The sequence below is a fragment of the Rhodopila sp. genome (genome assembly GCF_965277825.1).
Lineage (GTDB): Bacteria > Pseudomonadota > Alphaproteobacteria > Acetobacterales > Acetobacteraceae > Rhodopila.
In genome coordinates this window covers 5061786-5079282 of the sequence record NZ_OZ255846.1, presented here as the reverse complement: position 1 = coordinate 5079282, position 17497 = coordinate 5061786, and the positions used below count along the sequence as shown (strand labels likewise).

Here is a 17497-nt window from a genome sequence, read left to right as displayed (position 1 = left end):
CTCCTATGCCGCTTCCAGGTCGGTGGTGTTGCGGGCGCGCAATTCGTTCACCAGGCGGTGCTTCCATTCCCGCGCACCGCCCAGGCTCAGGGCAAGCAGCTTGGCGCGCCGGTAATACAGGTGACAGTCCATCTGCCAGGTGAAGCCCATGCCGCCGTGGGTCTGGATGTTTTCCTTGGTAACGAACCAGCCGGCTTCGCAGGCGGCGATCCTGGCGACCGAGGCCGCGATCGGTAGTTCGGCCGCATTGCTGTGCACCGCCCAGGCGCCGTAATAAGCATTCGACCGGGCCAGCTCGACCTGTATATACATATCGGCGAGCTTGTGCTTGATCCCCTGGAACGATCCGATTGGCCGGCCGAAAGCGAAACGTTCCTTGGCGTAGGCGTTCGCCATGTCCAGCGCGGCTTGCGCGCCGCCCACCTGCTCGAATGCCATCGGCACCGCCGCATAGTCCAGCAGCGTGCGCACCGTCCTGGCGCCGGTGCTGCCGGGCAGCGGTTCGGCCTGGGCAGCGGAAAATTCGATCTTGGCGTGCGATCGGGTCGGATCGAACGTAACCACCGTTTCTCGGGTCACGCCGGCGCCCTTCAGGTCGACCAGATGCAGCCAGGCGCCGCCGCCGCTGCCATGGGTGGCGACCACGGCAAGGTCGGCGATGTCGCCGTCCGGCACCGCCAGCTTGGTTCCGGTCAGGCGACCGGCGGCGACCGATGCGGTCAGTCTGGTCGCATCGAACGGTCCGGGCCGTTCGGCGAATGCGAATGTGCCGATCACTTCGCCCGCCGCCAGCTTCGGCAACCAGGATTGCTTCTGCTGCTCCGACCCGAACAGCATGATCGCCTCGGTCGCCAGATACACCGAGGACGAAAACGGCACCGGCGCCACGGCTCGGCCGATTTCCTCGGCCAGCACGCACACCGCGAGCCGGCCGAGACCGACCCCGCCGTACTCCTCGGGGATTGCAGCGCCGGTCCATCCCATCTCGGCAATCGCACGCCACAGGTCCGCCGCGTAAGGTTCGCTGGTATCGAGGATGCGCCTGGGCACTGCCGGCGGGCAGCGATCGGTCAGAAACCGCCGAGCCTGGTCTCGGAGTTGGATCAGTTCGTCCGAGAATTCGAAGTTCATCGTGCGCCGCCTCTGTTTCGTCCCGGGGCTGATTGTTATCCGCCGAGGCCACAGCGGCAAGTCCGCCGCCCGCTATGGCGTCTTGATCAAAGGACTCCCGCCAGTGGGCCGGTGGCGAAACACAGGTCGGAAAAGAAACGCATCGTGCAACGGGCTTCCGGTCCGGAAAAGGTGATCAGTTCGTTGCGCGCCGCGCTCGGCGTCGGTTATATGCCGATGCCATCAGACGTCCACTTCCTCCACCGTCTTCGCACGTTCCTGAATGAAGGCGAACCGCAGCTCCGGGCGCCTTCCCATCAGACTCTCGACCAGGTCGTTGGTGGCGGCCCGCTGTTCCGGGATCGCCATCACCTTCAGCAGTGTCCGTTTGGCGGGGTCCATGGTGGTTTCCTTCAGTTGCGCCGGCGGCATCTCGCCCAGGCCCTTGAAGCGGCTCACCTCCACCTTGGTCCCCGGCTTGAACGCCTGGCGCGTCTTCTGCTCGCGATCGGCGTCGTCCATCGCATAGACGGACTTAGCCCCCTGGGTCAGCCGGTAGAGCGGCGGCTGCGCCAGATAGATATGGCCGTTGCGCACCAGTTCCGGCAGTTCCTTGTAGAAGAACGTCATCAGCAGGGACGCGATATGGGCGCCGTCCACATCGGCGTCGGTCATGATGATCACCCGGCCGTAGCGCAGCCTGGCGCGGTCGAAGCGGTCACCGACGCCGCAGCCAAGCGCCTCGATCAGGTCCTTCAACTCCTGGTTCTGCCGCAGCTTGTCGGCCGACGCGCTGGCGACGTTCAGGATCTTGCCGCGCAACGGCAGCACCGCCTGGGTCTCGCGGTTGCGCGCCTGCTTGGCCGATCCGCCGGCCGAGTCGCCCTCGACCAGGAAAATCTCCGTCTCGGCCGCGTTCTCCCGCGTGCAGTCGGTTAGCTTGCCGGGCAGCCGCAGCCGCCGGGTCGGCGATTTGCGAGCGGTGTCCTTAGTTTCCTTGCGCCGGATGCGGTCTTCGGCCCGCTCGATCACGAACGCCAGCAGATTGTCGGCCGACGCCGGATCGCCGGCCAGGAAATGGTCGAAGCGGTCGCGCAGCGCGCCCTCCACCAGGCGGGAGGCCTCGATGCTGGTCAGCTTCTCCTTGGTCTGCCCCTGGAATTGCGGGTCACGCAGGAACAGCGACAGCTTTGCCGCCACCGGGTCCAGCACATCGTCGGCGATGATCTGCGCTGCGCGCTTGTTGCCGCGATGCTCGCCCCAGGCGCGCAGGCCCTTCACCAGCGCGGCCCGGAAGCCCGCCTCGTGCGTGCCGCCCTGCGCCGTCGGCACGGTGTTGCAGTAGGAATGCAGGAACCCATCGCCCTGCTCCAGCCAGACCACCGCCCATTCGGCCTTGCCGGTCGATTCGCCGGGCAGCGCCGCCTCGCCGGCCCAGATCTGCGGCAGCACCTTGGCCAGCTCGCCGATATCGGCGGCCAGGCTGTCGCGCAGGCCGCCGGGGAAGTGCAGCACCGCCTCGGCCGGCACGTCATCCTTGCCGGCTTTCAGCAGCGAGGCTGCGCAGGTCCAGCGGATCTCGACGCCGCGGAACAGATAGGCTTTCGACCGGCACAGCCGATACAGCCGGCTGGGGATGAACGCCAGGGCGCCGAAGATGTCCGGGTCGGGGCGGAAGCGGATGGTGGTGCCGCGGCGATTGTGTACCGGGCCGGCATTGATCAGTTTGGTGCGCGGCTTGCCCTGGGCATAGGACTGCTTCCACAGCACCCGGTCGCGCGCTACCTCGACGTCCATCTCGGCCGAGAGTGCGTTGACCACCGAACTGCCGACGCCGTGCAGGCCGCCCGATGTCGCATACGCCTTGCCGCCGAACTTGCCGCCCGAATGCAGCGTGGTCAGGATGACTTCCAGCGCGCTGAGCGCCTTGAACCGGGGATGCGGGTCGACCGGAATGCCGCGTCCGTTGTCGCGCACCGTCAGCCAGTTGCCGTCCTCCATCGCGACTTCGATGAAGCTGGCATGACCGGCCACCGCCTCATCCATCGAGTTGTCGAGGATTTCCGCCGCCAGATGGTGCAGGGCGGGCTCGTCGGTGCCGCCAATATACATGCCCGGTCGCCGGCGCACCGGTTCGAGCCCCTCCAGCACCTCGATGTCCTTGGCGGAGTATTCCTGGTCGTCGCGGATCGGCAGCGGAATGCGCTTCGCCGCTTCCGGCTTTGCGGGCTTGGCATCCGGCTTGGCATCTGGTTGGGCGGCAGGCTTGGTGGGTGGCTTTGGTCCAGACTTTTCGGACCCGGACCCGAACAGATCGTTCATGCTGTGTTCCCAAATCTCGGCCGCACCCTACATGGCGGCCTCCGGTTTCGGCAACTGTCATGGTTTCAGCCGGGGGTTTCAGCCGGGGGTTCCAGCCGGGGTTCAGCCGGGGGTTCAGCCCGGGTTCGACCGGGGATTTCGGCCGGGGGTTCAGCCGAGGGTTTCAGCCGGGGTCGGGCGATAACGCGATGACGCAGGTCGGGTCCGGACGCGGCGCGTCTGGATCCAGCCTGGTTCGATCGCTCAAAGGCGGCTGCCGCGCAGCACATCCGCGACTTCGCGTGCGGGCCGAGCGCGGCGCCCGCCCGACCAAGCCCCGGTAAGCGAGACGCCGGGCGTGGAAGCTCACCGGGCCCGCCACGAACCCGGCCGTCGCCGGCGACGATTTATTTTTGCGCCGGAAGCCGTTCGCCTCCAGGCCCGACCAGTCCGGGATAGGGTGCCTTGAAGCGGTAGACGACGCCGGTCACCGCGCCCTCCATATAGATGTACTGGTTGTCCGGGCCGCCGAAGGAGAAGTTGGTCGCCGCGGCGTCCCCGTTCGGCAGCGGCACATAGCCAAGGATGATCCCGCGCGGATCGTATTCGATGACCCCTCCAATGCCGAGCGCGGCCCACAGGTCACCGTGCACGTCGTAATGGATGCCGTCGGGACCGCCGTTGCCGGGATTGAAGCTGCCGGAGGTGGCGAACGAGAAGGTCTGATGCCCCGGATCGTTGGCACACTGCGTGCAGGCCGGGTTCGGTCCGCTCAGGAAGGAATAGTACAGCATTCGATTGGCGGCGTAATCGGCGACCGCGAGGGTCTTGTCGTCCGGCGAGACGGCGATCCCGTTGGGAAACTGGCCGGTGGAGATGATCCGCCGCAGCACGCCGCTGGTGGAATACTGATAGACCGCGCCAGCCTGATCGGCGGAGTCCGGCCCCGCCCCGGTGCCCCAGGGATCGGTGAAGTAAAGATTGCCCTCGGCGTCGAAATCCAGGTCGTTTGGCCCCTTGAACAACTGGTTGCGATAGGTCGTTACCAGCGAACTGAGTTTCTTGGTCTGTGGGTCCCAGACCATGATGCCAAGGTGGCGCGAGGTCAGATACAGTTTGCCGTCATGCCAGCGCGTGCCTTGCGGCTCGCAGGCGAAGCCGACCGAGGCTGGCGGGTTGCAGTTGAACCCCGGAACCAGCTTGCCCTCCGGCGTCAGATAGGAAATCCATCCACTGCCGATGGCGACGAACCAGAAATTGCCGGCATCGTCGAACGACCCCCCTTCAAGGAATTTCCCCTGCGGCTGGTCGTGGATGTCGGCGAATTGCGAAACCGGCCCGATGCCGGGCGGTGGCGGAGGCAGTCCCCAGGGTTGTATCGCCTCGCCCGGCGGCGTGCCCGCCATCGGGGTCTGCGGCGCGGTGGTGGTGGCCGGCGCGGGCATTCCAGCGGGCGCCTGCCTTGCCGGGGTCTGCGCTGCTGGGGTCCCCTCTGCCGGGGAATGCCCTGCCGGGGGCTGGGCCGACGCGGCGCCGGGCAACGCCATGCCAGCCACGAAACCCAGCGAAACAGCATACACGACGTCTTTTTTTGATTTCAGCATCATGGTGTTTCCTCGACTATCCCCGCGGCGCCGATTTCTTTCGGTCGCACTTGATCGATCCGCGGCGGTGGAACAGCACTGACGGCATCAGGATTTACTGTCAATTGCGCTGCCGCGACGCGGTCATCGGCGATCTGACGCTTGCCGACACTTCGGTCGCCGCCGAACCATCGTGGCATGCACATGCTGCCGATCCAGCCTATATGAACCGTCATGAGCGACACCTCACGCATGGCCTCGGTCGCCGCGCTGCTCGGTGATCCGGCCCGAGCCAACATCCTGAACGCGCTGATGGACGGACGAGCGCTGACCGCCAAGGAACTGGCCTATGCGGCGCACGTGTCGGCGCCGACCGCCAGCGGCCATCTTGCCCGGTTGACCGATGCCAGTCTTCTGGCGGTGGAAAGACAGGGGCGGCATCGCTATTTCCGCCTGGCTTCGCCGCTGGTCGGGCAGATGCTGGAGAGCGTCATGGCGGTCGCCGGTCCGGCGCCCAGGCGCACCGCCTGGCGCGGCGGCGATGCGCTGCGCACCGCCCGCACCTGCTACGACCATCTGGCTGGACGCCTCGGCGTCAGACTGGCCGATTCACTGACCCTCGGCGGCCACGTCACGCTGTCCAGCGATGGCGGTGAGGTCACCGATCAGGGCCATGCTTTTCTGGCCGATTTCGGCGCCGAACCGGCCGCCGGCAAGCGTGTGTTCTGCCGGCCTTGCCTGGACTGGAGCGAACGCCGGCCGCACATTGCCGGCCGCCTGGGCGCGGCGCTGGCTGCGCGCTGCCTACAACTCGGCTGGATCGCCCGGCAGCGAGATTCCCGCGCTGTCAGTATCACCACCGCCGGCACGCGGGGTTTGGCCGAGCGGTTCGGCATCGACCTGTCGGAGTGAAGTAATTGGGGGGGCTTCTGTTGCCCGGTGCCCCCCCGAACCGCGCCTATCGCTTATGCAGCGACGGCGAGCGCCTCGTTATCGTTGGCACTTGTGATTTGACCCGATAACGGCGGTATCATGCCGGGCAAAAGATGAGTCTTTACCACGCGTGTCGAGCCTGTTTCGCCCCCATTTGGACTGCGATACGGGGTGTCCCGGCATCGCGGATGAATGGTGGAGGCGCCGGGCACTGCCCCCGGGTCCACAACGATTATTTCACGCACCGTTTATCGCCATAGTCAGCGAGCTGACAGCGTAGATTTAGGCCGCTTGACGCCGCCATTCAAGCCATTTGCGGCCGGATGACGCACACAATACGTTTTCCGCTTTTCCGGCCAAGCGCAGCCGTCCAGGGGCAATAGGGGTGGAAGCATTGTAGACCGCATCAAATGATGATACATTCGTGCCTATAGACAGCGAGGCTTGACCGATGCGCACCACACTTGCCCTCGATGACGATCTTGTCGCCGCGGCCCAAGGCTTCACCGGGCTCAAGGAGAAATCCAGCCTGGTCCGCGAGGCCCTGAAAGCTCTCATCGAGCGTGAAAGCGCTCGGCGGCTGGCCCGTCTGGGCGGTAGCGAACGCGATCTGACCGCACCACCGAGGCGACGGCTGCCCGTCGCATGACCTTGGCCGCATACGCTGGCCGCATCACCCTGGCCGCATCACCCTGGCCGCCTGTGAGCCCGGCCGCGTTGCCCTGGGGCCGCCTGAGCCTGGCCGCATGATCTTGGCCGCATGATCCTGGTGGATACCTCGATCTGGACCGATCATCTGCGGTCCGGAGACGAGAGGCTTGGCAGACTCCTCGATACCGCTTCGGTTCTTATGCATCCGTTCGTGATCGGTGAAATCGCCCTGGGCCAGCTTCGCCAACGCAGCGTTGTGCTGGAAACCATGGCGGCGTTGCCCCGAGCCGCGGTGGCGACCGATGCCGAGGTCGTCAGCTTCATCGATCGCCATGCCCTGTTCGGACGTGGCATCGGCTACGTCGAAGCCCACCTGCTCGCCGCCACCCGATTGACCCCGGATGCGAAGCTCTGGACCAAAGACCAGAGGTTACGCAAGGTGGCCTGCGACCTTGGCCTGGCGGCACCAGGCTGAACCGACCCACGCTCCTTGGGCGGAGCCGACCAACCCCCCTCAGGGATCACGCCATGACCGAAGACCTCCTTTACCAGCAGCGCGACGGCATCGGCCACATCACGCTGAACCGTCCGCAGGCCCGCAATGCGATGACCTTCCCGATGTATGAGCAACTGGCCGAGATCGCCGGCGATCCGGGCGACGTGCGTGTGCTGGTCATCACCGGGGCCGGCGACAAGGCGTTTGCCGCGGGCACCGACATCAACCAGTTCCGCGCCTTCACCGGCGCCGAGGACGCCATGCGCTACGAGGCCCGCATCGACCGCGTGCTGACCACGATCGAGCGTTGCCCGGTGCCCACCATCGCCGCGATCGCCGGCGCCTGCACCGGCGGGGGTGCCGCTATCGCGGTGTCGTGCGATCTTCGCATCGCCGCCGCCACCGCCCGGTTCGGCTTCCCGATCGCCCGCACGCTGGGCAACTGCCTGTCGATCGCTAACATCGCCCGGTTGTCCGCGCTGGTCGGGCCGGCCCGGGTGATCGAGATGATTTTCACCGCCCGGCTCTATTCCGCCCCGGAAGCGTTGTCCGTCGGTCTGGTGACCGAGGTGCTCGCCGACCACGACGCGCTGCTCGCTCGGGCGGCGGACCTCGCCACGCTGCTGGCCGGACACGCGCCGCTGACCATGCGGGCAACCCGCGAGGCGCTGCGCCGGCTGCGCGACAACCTGCCCGCCGACGACGATTTGATCCGCCTGTGCTACACCAGCCGGGACTTCAAGGAAGGTATGGACGCCTTCCTGAGCAAACGGCCTGCCTCCTGGGCGGGCGTCTGATCGGGCGGGCGTCTGATGGGGCGGGCGTCTGATGGGGCGGGCGTCTGATGGACAGGCAGGGTACTCGGATTTGGATTTTCTGTCGGCGATAGTCGCCGGACGCTGCGTGAGCACCGGACGCGGCGTGACCAAGAGAAGCAGTTTGGAACCGCAGATGCACGCCAATGCACGCAAATAGGCGTTACGCTGGAAACTGGGTTCAAAAACCTTACACATCCGTTCAGCATCCGTGGTTCCAGCAGCGTGCGCTTGAGGCCAATGCAATTGCCCTGGATGGACACGGGCGGCTGATGGACATGTGACAGGGCGGTTGCTAGAAACCGGCTGTTTCCGGCGCTTCGACCGGTCCGGCTTCCTTTGCAGCGGTCGTGCTCATGAAGATCCTCGCCTGCAACAGCAATCGCCCCCTGGCCGATGCCGTTGCCGTCATCCTCGGGCTGCCGCTGACCAAAGCCTCGATCCGCCGCTTCGCCGATATGGAAGTGTTCGTCGAAATCCAGGAGAACGTGCGTGGCGAGGACGTTTTCGTCATCCAGCCGACGTCGTTTCCGGCTAACGACAACCTGATGGAGCTGCTGGTCACGCTGGATGCGCTGCGGCGATCCTCGGCCCGACGGATCACCGCGGTGGTGCCGTATTTCGGCTACGCCCGGCAGGACCGCAAAACCGCCTCGCGATCACCGATTTCCGCCAAGCTGGTCGCCAACCTGATCACCGAGGCGGGCGCCAACCGGGTGCTGACGATGGACCTGCACGCGGCGCAGATCCAGGGCTTCTTCGACATTCCGGTGGACAACCTCTACGCCGCCCCGCTGTTCAGCCGCGACATCCAGGAGCGCTATCAAGGCCGCGACGTGATGATCGTGTCGCCCGACGTCGGCGGTGTGGTGCGGGCCAGGGCGATTGCCACCCGGCTGAACTGCGATCTGGCGATCATCGACAAACGCCGCGAACGCGCCGGCCACTCCGAGGTGATGAACGTGATCGGCGACGTCGTCGACCGCGACTGCATCCTGGTCGACGACCTGGTGGACTCCGGGGGCACCCACTGCAATGCGGCGGATGCGCTGATCAAGCGCGGTGCCAGGTCGGCTGGGGCCTATGTCACCCATGGCGTGCTGTCCGGCGCGGCGGTTGCCCGCATCGCCACCTCGGCCATCGAGATGATGACCATCACCGACTCGATCCTGGCAACCGACGAAGTCAAGCGCTGCGACAATATCCGTGAGTTGACCATCGCCCCGCTGCTGGCCGAGGCCATGCGTCGGATCAGCGACGAGAGCTCGGTCAGCTCGCTGTTCGACTGATTAACAGGACGGGCCCGAATAACCGCCAAGCCGACGCCCCATTCTACCCCCGTGCCCAACCCCCCTGGACGGCACTGGCCGAGATACGGCATGTTTGACGCCAACCGACCGCGCCAGTCAGGCACTTGAGTCAGGCACAAGATCTGGCGCTTGTTTGTCTGCCGAGCGGTTACATCTCAACGATCGCAGACCACCAGGAAGCACGAGCCATGGACCACATCATCGGCCAGTCCGCCCCAGGTGGCGGCAGCACGACCGCCTCCGCCGCCAACATGATCACCGACGGCGACCAGAAAACCTTCATGCAGGAGGTGATCGAGGCGTCCCGCTCGATCCCGGTCCTGGTCGATTTCTGGGCGACCTGGTGCGGCCCCTGCAAGCAGTTGACCCCAACCCTGGAAAAGGTGACCAAGGCCGCCGGCGGCCGGGTGAAGCTGGTGAAGATCGATATCGACCAGAATCAGCAACTGGTACGCCAGCTCGCCCAGCTTGGCCTGCCGATGCAGTCGGTGCCCACCGTCGCGGCGTTCTGGCAGGGCCAGATCGCCGACATCTTCCAGGGTGCGCAGCCGGAATCCGAGGTCAAGCGCTTCGTCGAGGCGCTGCTGAAGTCGACCGGCGGTTCCATGCCAACCGCCGACCTGCTGTCCGAGGCCAAGACCGCGCTCGAACAGGGCGACGCGCAGCAGGCCGGCGAACTGTTCAGCGCGCTGCTCGCGGAAGAGCCGGAGAACGGTGACGCCTGGGGTGGCCTGATCCGAGCCATGATGGCGATGGGCCAGGAAGAGGCCGCGGAGGAAACCCTGGCGCAGGTGCCGGAGAAGGTCACCGACCATGCCGAGGTCGCCGGCGCCCGTAGCGCGCTGATGCTGGCGCGCGAGGGACGCGCGGCGAAGGATCAGTTGCAATCGCTGCAGGCTCGGCTGGCCGCCGATCCGGCCGATCATCAGGCGCGCTACGACCTCGCCACCGCGCTGAATGCGATGAATGAGCGCGAACAGGCTGCCGATGCGCTGCTTGACATCATCCGTCGCGCCCGCACCTGGAATGAGGAGGCCGCCCGGTTGCAGTTGCTGAAGTTCTTCGAGGCGTGGGGCTTCGACGACCCCGCCACCGCTGCCGCCCGCCGGCGCTTGTCCGCGCTGTTGTTTAGCTGAATGGCAATTAGGAGGTGATTTTTCCTGAATGGCGGCATTTCATCCCCAGTTCGAGGACCTGCCCAAGGAATGCGCGGTCTTCCCGCTGACCGGAGTGTTGATGTTGCCGCGCGGCAAGCTGCCGCTGAACATCTTCGAGCGACGCTATTTGGCGATGGTCATGGATTCGCTGGCAACCGGGCGCATGTTCGGCATGATCCAGCCCGATCCGCATGCCCAATCGCCTGAGGCCGAGGCCTCGGATGAACCGGGGCTTTATCGCGTCGGCTGCCTGGGACGGGTGTCATCATTCAGTGAGACCGATGACGGCCGCTTGCTGGTGACGCTGACGGGGATGGTCCGGTTCACGGTCGCGTCTGAGCTCGACGGGCAGCGTGGCTATCGCCGCGTGCGCTGCGATTTCGCCCGGTATGTCAGCGACATGGACATGAATCCGCCGGCTGTCGAGATCGAGCGGGAAAAGCTGCTCAGCGCTTTGCGCGGCTATTTTGCCCGCCGCAATGTCGAGGCCAACTGGGACGCTATCCGAGGTCTTTCCGACGATGGGCTGGTGATCACCCTGGCGATGGCCTGCCCGTTCGAGGCGGTGGAAAAACAGGCGTTGCTGGAGGCCCTGACCGACGCCGACCGGGCGGCCACGCTGCTCGCCCTGCTGCAGATGGGCGCTGCCGGGCCCGACCTCCCGCCGGGCCATTCGGTCAGTTAGACTGGGGCGCGTTCGGGGTGGTTCGCCCACGGCTTGCGGTGATGCAACGCGGTCGCATAAACCTGTCGGCGAACTGCATGACGCCGCCTGGCAAATCCGCAAGCGAGAACCACGATGAACGAATCCGCTCCCGCCGTTCCGCCAGCCTCCGTTGCATCGCTGTCACCCGCCATCGATCCGCGCCTGCTGGAGGTTCTGGTCTGTCCGCTCACCAAAGCGCCGTTGGAATACGATCGCGCGGCCAATGAACTGATCAGCCGCAAGGCCGGCCTAGCGTACCCGATCCGCGACGGTATTCCGATCATGCTGCCGGAAGAGGCTCGCAAGCTGGAGGCTTAATGGCGGCGCCGACGGAAATCCGCCTGGACCGCGCGGCACGGGTGCTGCATGTGTCGTTCGAAGATGGAACCCGTTACCCACTGCCGGCCGAATACCTGCGGGTCGAAAGCCCCAGCGCCGAGGTCCAGGGCCACCACCCGGGGCAGAAGCAAACCGTCGCCGGACGGCGCCATGTCGGCATCATCGCCGTCGAACCGGTGGGACATTACGCGGTCCGGCTGGTGTTCGACGATCTGCACGATACCGGGATCTTCTCGTGGGACTATCTGGCCGAACTTGGCCGCGAGCAGGACCGGCGCTGGGCCGGCTACCTCGATGCGCTTGCCGCGCGCGGGCTGTCGCGCGACCCGAAATAGGCCGGCCACGGAAATCGACGACCGGGCCGCCGCCGCTCCGCACACGCAGGCCGCGGCCGCTCCGCACAGGGCCCGGTTTTTGCCCACCAGGCTCGCCCGATGCCGCCCCGAACGCGCGGCCTGACCGAAGCTGAACAGGCGCTCTGGGCGCACTACGCCAGCCAGATCGCGCCGCTGCGCGGGGCGGGGCGTCGGCGGCCAACGCCGGCCGCCTCGGAACCTGCGGCCCCGGCGCTGGTTCCATCCAAACCGCCGCCGCCGCAAGTCGCCGCACAGGTCTCGAAGCCGCGAATGATGGCATCTCCATTGACCGTCGGCACCCACCCTGGCGGCATCGACGGCGCCACCTGGCAGCGCTTCCGGTCCGGCAAGCTAGCGGCGGCCCGCACCCTGGATCTGCACGGCATGACCGCGCAGCGCGCGTTCCACGCCCTGGTGGCGTTTCTGCGCAGCGCCCACGCGGACCACCTGCGCTGCGTCGAGGTGGTGACCGGACGCGGCAGCGGCGAGGCCGGCGGCGTGATCCGCCGCGAATTCCCGCACTGGCTTAACCTGCCGGAAGTCCGCCCGCTGATCCTCGGGGCGGCGCATCCGCATGTGCTCAATCCCGGGTCCGTGCGGCTTATCCTGCGGCGTATCCGATGACCCCGTTCGGCGCCCGGCTGCGCGCCTTGCGGGCCGACCGCGGCCTTACGCTGACCCATCTGGCCCAGGCGCTGCAGGTGTCGTCCGCCTATCTGTCCGCCTTGGAACACGGCAAGCGCGGCGCCCCAAGTGCTGGGCTGGTGCACCAGGTGAACGAGTATTTCGGGCTGATCTGGGACGAGGCCGAGGACCTATCCCGCCTGGCTCGGTTGTCGAACCCAAGGATTACGGTCAATACCGCCGGACTGGCGCCGGAGCAGACCGCGCTGGCCAACCGCATGGCGCAGATCATCCACCGCCTGCCGCCGGAGACTGTCGCCGCGCTGCATGCGATCCTCGACACCACCACAGCGCAACCGAAACCGCGGCTGCGCCGGCCCGCGCCGTCGCGCACCGGCGATCGGCAAGCCTCGGATTAATATCGGTGGGCCGAGTTTGATTACGCCGGCTTGGCACGCCGCAGCAGGTAGCGCTGCCGGCCCTCCAGCACCAATTCCCGGCGCTGGTTGTGCACCGTGGTCTTCAAGCCGACCACGCCGGTCGTTCGATTGCCGGTCAGCTCGTCGATCTCCAGCGCCGGATAGACTGTATCACCTGCAAATACCGGTTTGAGGAAGCGGCTGGATTGCTCGATGAAGCCGACCAGGGACTCCTCCACCATATAGGGGAACAACCCGGCACCCGGCGCGGTCTGCGCCAGCGACTGCAGCCCGTGCGCCAGCAGTCCGGGCATGTTCCTGGCGCGACAGTATTCGGCATCATAATGGATCGGGTGGTTGTCGCCGCTGGCCGCCTGGAAGGCCAGGAACACCGCCTCGGTCATGGTCCGGCTGGGCAGCAGAAAGCGCTCCCCGATACGGAAATCCTCGAACCAGCGCTGCTCCGCGACCATCCGGTGTTGTGCCGGATCGAACCCGCTCATGCCGCGTGCGCCGCTCGCATCGCGGCGATCCGCTGGGCTGTGAAACCCAGCTCGGTCAGCACCTGATCGGTGTGCTGACCAACGCTCGGCACGTCGCCCATCGCCGCCTCCTGGTCGGTAAAGGTGGCCGGCGGCAGCAGCGCCCGCACCCGGCCGGCTGCGGTGCCGATCTCACGCCATCTGTCGCGCGCCTTGAACTGAACGTGGTTCCAGGCGTCGATCGGCTCATTCAGCCGGCCGTTGGCGATCCCCGCCTGGTCCAGCAAAGCCGAGACCTCGGCGGAAGTCTTGTCGCTGAAGAAGTCCTCGATCAGCGCGGTCAGCGCCTCCCGATTCGCCCGTCGCCGTGCCATGTCGGCGAACAGCGGATCGGTCTGGGTCTCGGGCCGACCCAGCACCTTGGTGCAGAACGTCGCCCATTCGCGTTCGTTCTGCAGACCCATGATCACCTGGCCGTCTTTGGTCCGGTGCGCGCCATATGGGGCGATCGCCGGATGGCTGGTCGGCATTCGCGGCTGCGCCGACCCGGCGTAGGCGTGGCGCAGCATCGGATAGGTCATCCACTCGGCCACCGCATCGAGCATGGCGACCTTGACGTTCGACCCCTCGCCGGTGCGGCTGCGCCGCAGCAGGGCCGACAGGATGCCGGTCATCGCGTACATCCCGGTGGCGATGTCGGCGATCGAGATGCCGACGCGCGACGGCTCGTCTGCCGTTCCGGTCACGCTGATCAGCCCGGATTCCGCCTGGATCAACAGATCGTAGGCCTTCTTTTGCACGAACGGTCCGCTCTCGCCGTAGCCGGATATATCGCACACCACCAGCTTCGGGTTGACGGCTTGCAGCGCCGCGTGCGTCAGCCCGAGGCGGGCGGCCGCGCCGGGGGCCAGGTTCTGCACCAGCACGTCAGCGCCGGCGATCAGCGCGTCCATTGCCGCGCGGGCATCGGGCTGCTTGATATCGAGCGTGACGCTGCGCTTGCCCCGGTTGAGCCAGATGAAAATACTGCTGATGCCATCGACAAAATCGTCGTAGGCGCGGGCGAAATCGCCATCACCCGGACGCTCGATCTTGATCACCTCGGCGCCCAGATCGACCAGGTGTCGGGTGCAGAGCGGCCCGGCGACCGCGTGTTCCAGCGCGATCACGCGCATGCCCTCCATCGGACGCATCGGGCGTTTCCTTTTGGCTGCCTTGGTTGGCGAACAAAGCGCCCTCGGGTGGCGGTGTCAAAGGCTGGTCGCGCACCCCCGGTCGGCTTGACGAGGCAATCGGAAAGCCTATCAACCACCAGCCGACCCCAGACAGAGGGAAGGCCCCAAACAGACGGAAGGCCCCGGAACGAATTCCGAGGCCTTCCCATTGTTTGTGTGCGTCCGTTGCCGGACCGGAGCGTTCTACGCCGACGTCTGTACGCCGGCGATCCAGGTCTGGGCGATGGAAGCCACGGAACAATGAGACACTGGATCACCTCCTTTCAGTTGTTGCTACGACGGCTATAGTCTGCTCCCGATTCGCAGGCGTTGGCAAGACAATCAGTATGGAGCCCATCGATGATCCACGGCACGCATCGCTATCCGCCCATGGACCGCGTCGTCTACGGCGTCCCGCTCGAGGAGGCGCTGGCGGCGGAAGTCAGCCGGCTTGATGCAAAGGCCGTTTACGTCATGGCCAGCGGCACGCTCAACCGCGAAACCGACGTCATCGATAGCGTCCGCCGCGTGCTCGGCAATCGGCTTGCCGGCGTCTGCGCCAGAATCGGCGCCCATACTCCACGAACCGACGTGGTGGCGGCGGCGAACGAGGCCCGAGTGGCCAGCGCCGATTTGCTGCTGACCGTCGGCGGCGGATCGGTCACCGACGCGGCCAAGATGGTCGGCCTGTGCCTTGGCAACGACGTCACCGCGCCTGAGCAACTGGATCGGTTCCGTGCGGTCATCACCCCCGACGGCAAGACCGAACGGCCGCCGCTGCGGCCGCCGCCGATCCGCTCGGTCGATGTGCCGACGACGCTTTCGGCCGGCGAGTTCACCGCATTCGCCGGCTGCACCGACACCGCCCGCAACGTCAAGGAAAGCTTCGGTCACCCGATGATGATGCCGCTGACGGTGATCCTTGATCCCGCGATAACCGTTCACACGCCGGAATGGCTGTTCCTGTCCACCGGCATCCGTGCCGTGGACCATGCGGTGGAGGATCTGTGCTCGATCAATCCGACGCCATTCTCCGACGGGGCGTCGTTGCAGGCGTTACGATTGCTCGCCGCCGGACTGCCGGCGGTCAAGGCTGACGCCGCCGACCTCGACGCGCGGCTGAACTGCCAGCTTGGGTCGTGGATGTCGATCATGGGATCGCAGAACGGCGTCGCCAAAGGCGCCAGCCACGGCATCGGCCATGTCCTGGGGGGCACCGCCCATGTGCCGCACGGCTACACGTCCTGCGTGATGCTGCCGCACGTGCTGCGTTTCAACCAGCCGGTCAACGCCGAACGCCAGAGATGGGTCAGCGAGGCGCTCGGACAGAAGGACAAGACGGCGGGCGATGCGGTCGCCGAACTGATCGCCAGGCTTGGCCTTCCCGGCACGCTGCGCGATGTGGGCGTGAAACCTGAACAGCTCGACGCCATCGCGTCCGGATCGATGCACGACCGCTGGGTACACACTAACCCGCGCAAGATCGATGGGCCGCTAGCGGTGCGCGCGTTGCTCGACGCCGCCTGGTAATTTCCGCCGCCTGGTGGTCGGCCGGCGCCTGTCGTGGCACACTGGTCCGGCCATCCGATCCGCCAGGAGACCCGGCCTTGACATATCTCACGCCCAATTCGGTGCAGGCACGCGACATCGCCAGCATCGTCCATCCGCAGACCAACCTCGCCACCCATATCGAGCAAGGCCCGATGGTCATTGGCTCGGGCCAAGGCTGCTATGTCACCGACGACAACGGCACCCGCTATCTCGACACCGCTGCTGGACTGTGGTGCGCTTCGCTGGGCTATGCGTCGGAGCGGCTCGCCAAGGTTGCTTACGAGCAGATGCGCAAGCTGGGGTACTACCACCTGTATCGCGGCACCACCCACGAGGCGGGTGTCGACCTGGCGGAAAAGCTGCTGTCGATTGCGCCGCTGCCGATGAGCAAAGTGCTGTTCCAGTGCTCTGGGTCGGAAGCCAACGATACGGCGTTGAAACTTGTCTGGTATTACCACCACGCCATCGGCAAGCCCGAGAAACGCAAGATCATTGGCCGGCGCATGGCCTATCATGGCAGCACCTCGGCCTCGATCAGCGCATCGGGCAAGCCTGACATGCACGCCGATTTCGGCCTGCCGTTCCCGGGCTTCCTGCACACCGAGTATCCGCACTACTACCGTCACCACAGCGAAGCGGAATCGGAGGAACAGTTCGCCACCCGCATGGCCGACGCGCTGGACGCGCTGATCCTGCATGAGGGGCCGGAGACCTGCGCCGCCTTCATCGCCGAACCGGTGATGGGCGCCGGCGGCGGTCTGACGCCGCCGCGAAGTTACTGGGAGAAAGTCCAGGCGGTGGTCCGCAAGCACGACATGCTGTTCATCGCCGACGAGGTGATCTGCGGCTTTGGCCGCACCGGCAACATGTGGGGCAGCCAGACTTATGACCTGAAGCCCGACATGATCTCCTGCGCCAAGGCTTTGTCGGCCGGGATGCAGCCGATCTCGGCGCTGCTGGTCAACCAGCGCGTGTTCGAGGCGATGCTGGATGAAAGCCGCAAGCTGGGTAACTTCGCGCACGGCTTCACCTATGCCGGACACCCGGTCACCACCGCGGTGGCGATGGAGACGTTGCGTATCTATGAAGAGATGGACATGCTGGGCCACGTGCGGCGCGTGGGTCCCTATATGCAGGAAAAACTTGCCGCGCTGGGCGAGCATCCGCTGGTCGGCGAGGTACGTGGCGTCGGCCTGCTGACCGGAATCGAACTGGTTGCCGACAAGACCACTCGGGGCCTGTTCGATCCGGCCCGCGGTGTTGGTGCCATCGTGGACCGCCATGCCCGGAAACACGGGCTGATCACCCGCTTTGTTGGCGACCGGATCGCGTTCTCTCCGCCGTTGATCATAACCGAGCCGGAGATCGACGAAGCGGTGTCGCGCACGGTCCGAGCGCTGGATGACACCTGGGCCGAAATCAGGTCATGACCGGGCGATAGAACCAGCAT

At 66.1% G+C, this 17497-nt stretch carries 19 protein-coding genes and 1 other RNA gene; 13 read left to right on the top strand and 7 right to left on the bottom strand.

Annotated elements, in window-relative coordinates; genetic code table 11:
- Positions 1-3 precede the first annotated feature (3 nt).
- The 4 genes from ACQY4T_RS24470 to ACQY4T_RS24455 all read right to left on the bottom strand — a co-directional run bounded on the left by ACQY4T_RS24470 (position 4) and on the right by ACQY4T_RS24455 (position 5248).
- The gene (locus tag ACQY4T_RS24470) at positions 4-1131 is read right to left on the bottom strand and encodes an acyl-CoA dehydrogenase family protein (RefSeq protein ID WP_428535978.1); all 1128 of its coding nucleotides are present in this window, start codon (positions 1129-1131) and stop codon (positions 4-6) included.
- 222 nt (positions 1132-1353) lie between these two features.
- Complete coding sequence (gene parE, locus ACQY4T_RS24465) at positions 1354-3432, bottom strand: DNA topoisomerase IV subunit B (protein WP_428535976.1); 2079 nt, start codon at positions 3430-3432, stop codon at positions 1354-1356.
- Between the two features lie 386 nt (positions 3433-3818).
- The gene (locus ACQY4T_RS24460; protein ID WP_428535974.1) at positions 3819-4856 is read right to left on the bottom strand and encodes an SMP-30/gluconolactonase/LRE family protein; all 1038 of its coding nucleotides are present in this window, start codon (positions 4854-4856) and stop codon (positions 3819-3821) included.
- A 158-nt stretch (positions 4857-5014) separates the two neighbouring features.
- Entirely contained in the window at positions 5015-5248 is a 234-nt protein-coding gene (locus ACQY4T_RS24455) for a hypothetical protein (RefSeq protein WP_428535972.1), read from the bottom strand.
- Between ACQY4T_RS24455 and ACQY4T_RS24450 the strand changes: the two genes are divergently transcribed.
- Positions 5229-5906 carry an ArsR/SmtB family transcription factor gene (locus ACQY4T_RS24450; RefSeq protein WP_428535970.1) on the top strand — a complete coding sequence of 226 codons (678 nt, stop codon included), beginning with the start codon at positions 5229-5231 and terminating at the stop codon, positions 5904-5906. The genes ACQY4T_RS24455 and ACQY4T_RS24450 overlap by 20 nt on opposite strands.
- A gap of 6 nt (positions 5907-5912) precedes the next feature.
- Here the strand turns inward: ACQY4T_RS24450 and ssrA are convergent.
- Positions 5913-6239: a transfer-messenger RNA gene (gene ssrA, locus ACQY4T_RS24445) on the bottom strand.
- Between the two features lie 139 nt (positions 6240-6378).
- Between ssrA and ACQY4T_RS24440 the strand changes: the two genes are divergently transcribed.
- The 10 genes from ACQY4T_RS24440 to ACQY4T_RS24395 all read left to right on the top strand — a co-directional run bounded on the left by ACQY4T_RS24440 (position 6379) and on the right by ACQY4T_RS24395 (position 12800).
- Positions 6379-6576, top strand: coding sequence for a type II toxin-antitoxin system VapB family antitoxin (locus tag ACQY4T_RS24440; protein WP_428535968.1), 198 nt, complete (start codon positions 6379-6381; stop codon positions 6574-6576).
- A 111-nt stretch (positions 6577-6687) separates the two neighbouring features.
- Positions 6688-7053 carry a type II toxin-antitoxin system VapC family toxin gene (locus ACQY4T_RS24435; protein ID WP_428535966.1) on the top strand — a complete coding sequence of 122 codons (366 nt, stop codon included), beginning with the start codon at positions 6688-6690 and terminating at the stop codon, positions 7051-7053.
- A gap of 53 nt (positions 7054-7106) precedes the next feature.
- Positions 7107-7871: an enoyl-CoA hydratase gene (locus ACQY4T_RS24430; protein WP_428535964.1), complete on the top strand. Its 765-nt coding sequence runs from the start codon at positions 7107-7109 to the stop codon at positions 7869-7871.
- Between the two features lie 374 nt (positions 7872-8245).
- Positions 8246-9178: a ribose-phosphate pyrophosphokinase gene (locus ACQY4T_RS24425; RefSeq protein ID WP_428535962.1), complete on the top strand. Its 933-nt coding sequence runs from the start codon at positions 8246-8248 to the stop codon at positions 9176-9178.
- A 209-nt stretch (positions 9179-9387) separates the two neighbouring features.
- Entirely contained in the window at positions 9388-10335 is a 948-nt protein-coding gene (locus ACQY4T_RS24420) for a tetratricopeptide repeat protein (RefSeq protein WP_428535960.1), read from the top strand.
- 28 nt (positions 10336-10363) lie between these two features.
- Entirely contained in the window at positions 10364-11041 is a 678-nt protein-coding gene (locus tag ACQY4T_RS24415; protein ID WP_428535958.1) for an LON peptidase substrate-binding domain-containing protein, read from the top strand.
- A 114-nt stretch (positions 11042-11155) separates the two neighbouring features.
- On the top strand, positions 11156-11380 hold the full coding sequence (locus ACQY4T_RS24410; RefSeq protein ID WP_428535956.1) for a Trm112 family protein: 225 nt from the start codon (positions 11156-11158) through the stop codon (positions 11378-11380).
- A complete protein-coding gene (locus ACQY4T_RS24405) occupies positions 11380-11736 on the top strand; it encodes a gamma-butyrobetaine hydroxylase-like domain-containing protein (RefSeq protein WP_428535954.1) in 357 nt (118 codons plus the stop codon). Before ACQY4T_RS24410 ends, ACQY4T_RS24405 begins: the two co-directional genes overlap by 1 nt.
- A 99-nt stretch (positions 11737-11835) precedes the next feature.
- A complete protein-coding gene (locus ACQY4T_RS24400; RefSeq protein ID WP_428535952.1) occupies positions 11836-12381 on the top strand; it encodes a Smr/MutS family protein in 546 nt (181 codons plus the stop codon).
- Positions 12378-12800: a helix-turn-helix domain-containing protein gene (locus ACQY4T_RS24395; RefSeq protein WP_428535950.1), complete on the top strand. Its 423-nt coding sequence runs from the start codon at positions 12378-12380 to the stop codon at positions 12798-12800. Before ACQY4T_RS24400 ends, ACQY4T_RS24395 begins: the two co-directional genes overlap by 4 nt.
- 20 nt (positions 12801-12820) lie before the next feature.
- Here the strand turns inward: ACQY4T_RS24395 and ACQY4T_RS24390 are convergent, their stop codons facing one another.
- Together ACQY4T_RS24390 and ACQY4T_RS24385 are read right to left on the bottom strand one after the other, a co-directional pair.
- Positions 12821-13303 (bottom strand): MaoC family dehydratase, encoded by a 483-nt coding sequence (locus tag ACQY4T_RS24390; protein ID WP_428535948.1) that lies wholly within the window; start codon positions 13301-13303, stop codon positions 12821-12823.
- Positions 13300-14475 carry a CaiB/BaiF CoA transferase family protein gene (locus ACQY4T_RS24385; RefSeq protein WP_428535946.1) on the bottom strand — a complete coding sequence of 392 codons (1176 nt, stop codon included), beginning with the start codon at positions 14473-14475 and terminating at the stop codon, positions 13300-13302. The genes ACQY4T_RS24390 and ACQY4T_RS24385 overlap by 4 nt, the downstream gene beginning before the upstream one ends.
- Positions 14476-14856: 381 nt before the next feature.
- On the opposite strand from ACQY4T_RS24385, the gene ACQY4T_RS24380 reads away from it, so the two are divergent.
- Both ACQY4T_RS24380 and ACQY4T_RS24375 read left to right on the top strand, forming a co-directional pair.
- Entirely contained in the window at positions 14857-16026 is a 1170-nt protein-coding gene (locus ACQY4T_RS24380) for an iron-containing alcohol dehydrogenase (RefSeq protein WP_428535944.1), read from the top strand.
- 77 nt (positions 16027-16103) lie between these two features.
- Positions 16104-17477: an aminotransferase gene (locus ACQY4T_RS24375; RefSeq protein ID WP_428535942.1), complete on the top strand. Its 1374-nt coding sequence runs from the start codon at positions 16104-16106 to the stop codon at positions 17475-17477.
- Positions 17478-17497 lie beyond the last annotated feature (20 nt).

What these genes read in the sequence shown, in the direction of transcription:
- ACQY4T_RS24470 (WP_428535978.1), bottom strand. Translation starts at nt 1,131, where the DNA reads ATGAACTTCGAATTCTCGGACGAACTGATCCAACTCCGAGACCAGGCT.
- parE (WP_428535976.1), bottom strand. Translation starts at nt 3,432, where the DNA reads ATGAACGATCTGTTCGGGTCCGGGTCCGAAAAGTCTGGACCAAAGCCA.
- ACQY4T_RS24460 (WP_428535974.1), bottom strand. Translation starts at nt 4,856, where the DNA reads ATGCCCGCGCCGGCCACCACCACCGCGCCGCAGACCCCGATGGCGGGC.
- ACQY4T_RS24450 (WP_428535970.1), top strand. Translation starts at nt 5,229, where the DNA reads ATGAGCGACACCTCACGCATGGCCTCGGTCGCCGCGCTGCTCGGTGAT.
- ACQY4T_RS24455 (WP_428535972.1), bottom strand. Translation starts at nt 5,248, where the DNA reads ATGCGTGAGGTGTCGCTCATGACGGTTCATATAGGCTGGATCGGCAGC.
- ACQY4T_RS24440 (WP_428535968.1), top strand. Translation starts at nt 6,379, where the DNA reads ATGCGCACCACACTTGCCCTCGATGACGATCTTGTCGCCGCGGCCCAA.
- ACQY4T_RS24435 (WP_428535966.1), top strand. Translation starts at nt 6,688, where the DNA reads ATGATCCTGGTGGATACCTCGATCTGGACCGATCATCTGCGGTCCGGA.
- ACQY4T_RS24430 (WP_428535964.1), top strand. Translation starts at nt 7,107, where the DNA reads ATGACCGAAGACCTCCTTTACCAGCAGCGCGACGGCATCGGCCACATC.
- ACQY4T_RS24425 (WP_428535962.1), top strand. Translation starts at nt 8,246, where the DNA reads ATGAAGATCCTCGCCTGCAACAGCAATCGCCCCCTGGCCGATGCCGTT.
- ACQY4T_RS24420 (WP_428535960.1), top strand. Translation starts at nt 9,388, where the DNA reads ATGGACCACATCATCGGCCAGTCCGCCCCAGGTGGCGGCAGCACGACC.
- ACQY4T_RS24415 (WP_428535958.1), top strand. Translation starts at nt 10,364, where the DNA reads ATGGCGGCATTTCATCCCCAGTTCGAGGACCTGCCCAAGGAATGCGCG.
- ACQY4T_RS24410 (WP_428535956.1), top strand. Translation starts at nt 11,156, where the DNA reads ATGAACGAATCCGCTCCCGCCGTTCCGCCAGCCTCCGTTGCATCGCTG.
- ACQY4T_RS24405 (WP_428535954.1), top strand. Translation starts at nt 11,380, where the DNA reads ATGGCGGCGCCGACGGAAATCCGCCTGGACCGCGCGGCACGGGTGCTG.
- ACQY4T_RS24400 (WP_428535952.1), top strand. Translation starts at nt 11,836, where the DNA reads ATGCCGCCCCGAACGCGCGGCCTGACCGAAGCTGAACAGGCGCTCTGG.
- ACQY4T_RS24395 (WP_428535950.1), top strand. Translation starts at nt 12,378, where the DNA reads ATGACCCCGTTCGGCGCCCGGCTGCGCGCCTTGCGGGCCGACCGCGGC.
- ACQY4T_RS24390 (WP_428535948.1), bottom strand. Translation starts at nt 13,303, where the DNA reads ATGAGCGGGTTCGATCCGGCACAACACCGGATGGTCGCGGAGCAGCGC.
- ACQY4T_RS24385 (WP_428535946.1), bottom strand. Translation starts at nt 14,475, where the DNA reads ATGCGTCCGATGGAGGGCATGCGCGTGATCGCGCTGGAACACGCGGTC.
- ACQY4T_RS24380 (WP_428535944.1), top strand. Translation starts at nt 14,857, where the DNA reads ATGATCCACGGCACGCATCGCTATCCGCCCATGGACCGCGTCGTCTAC.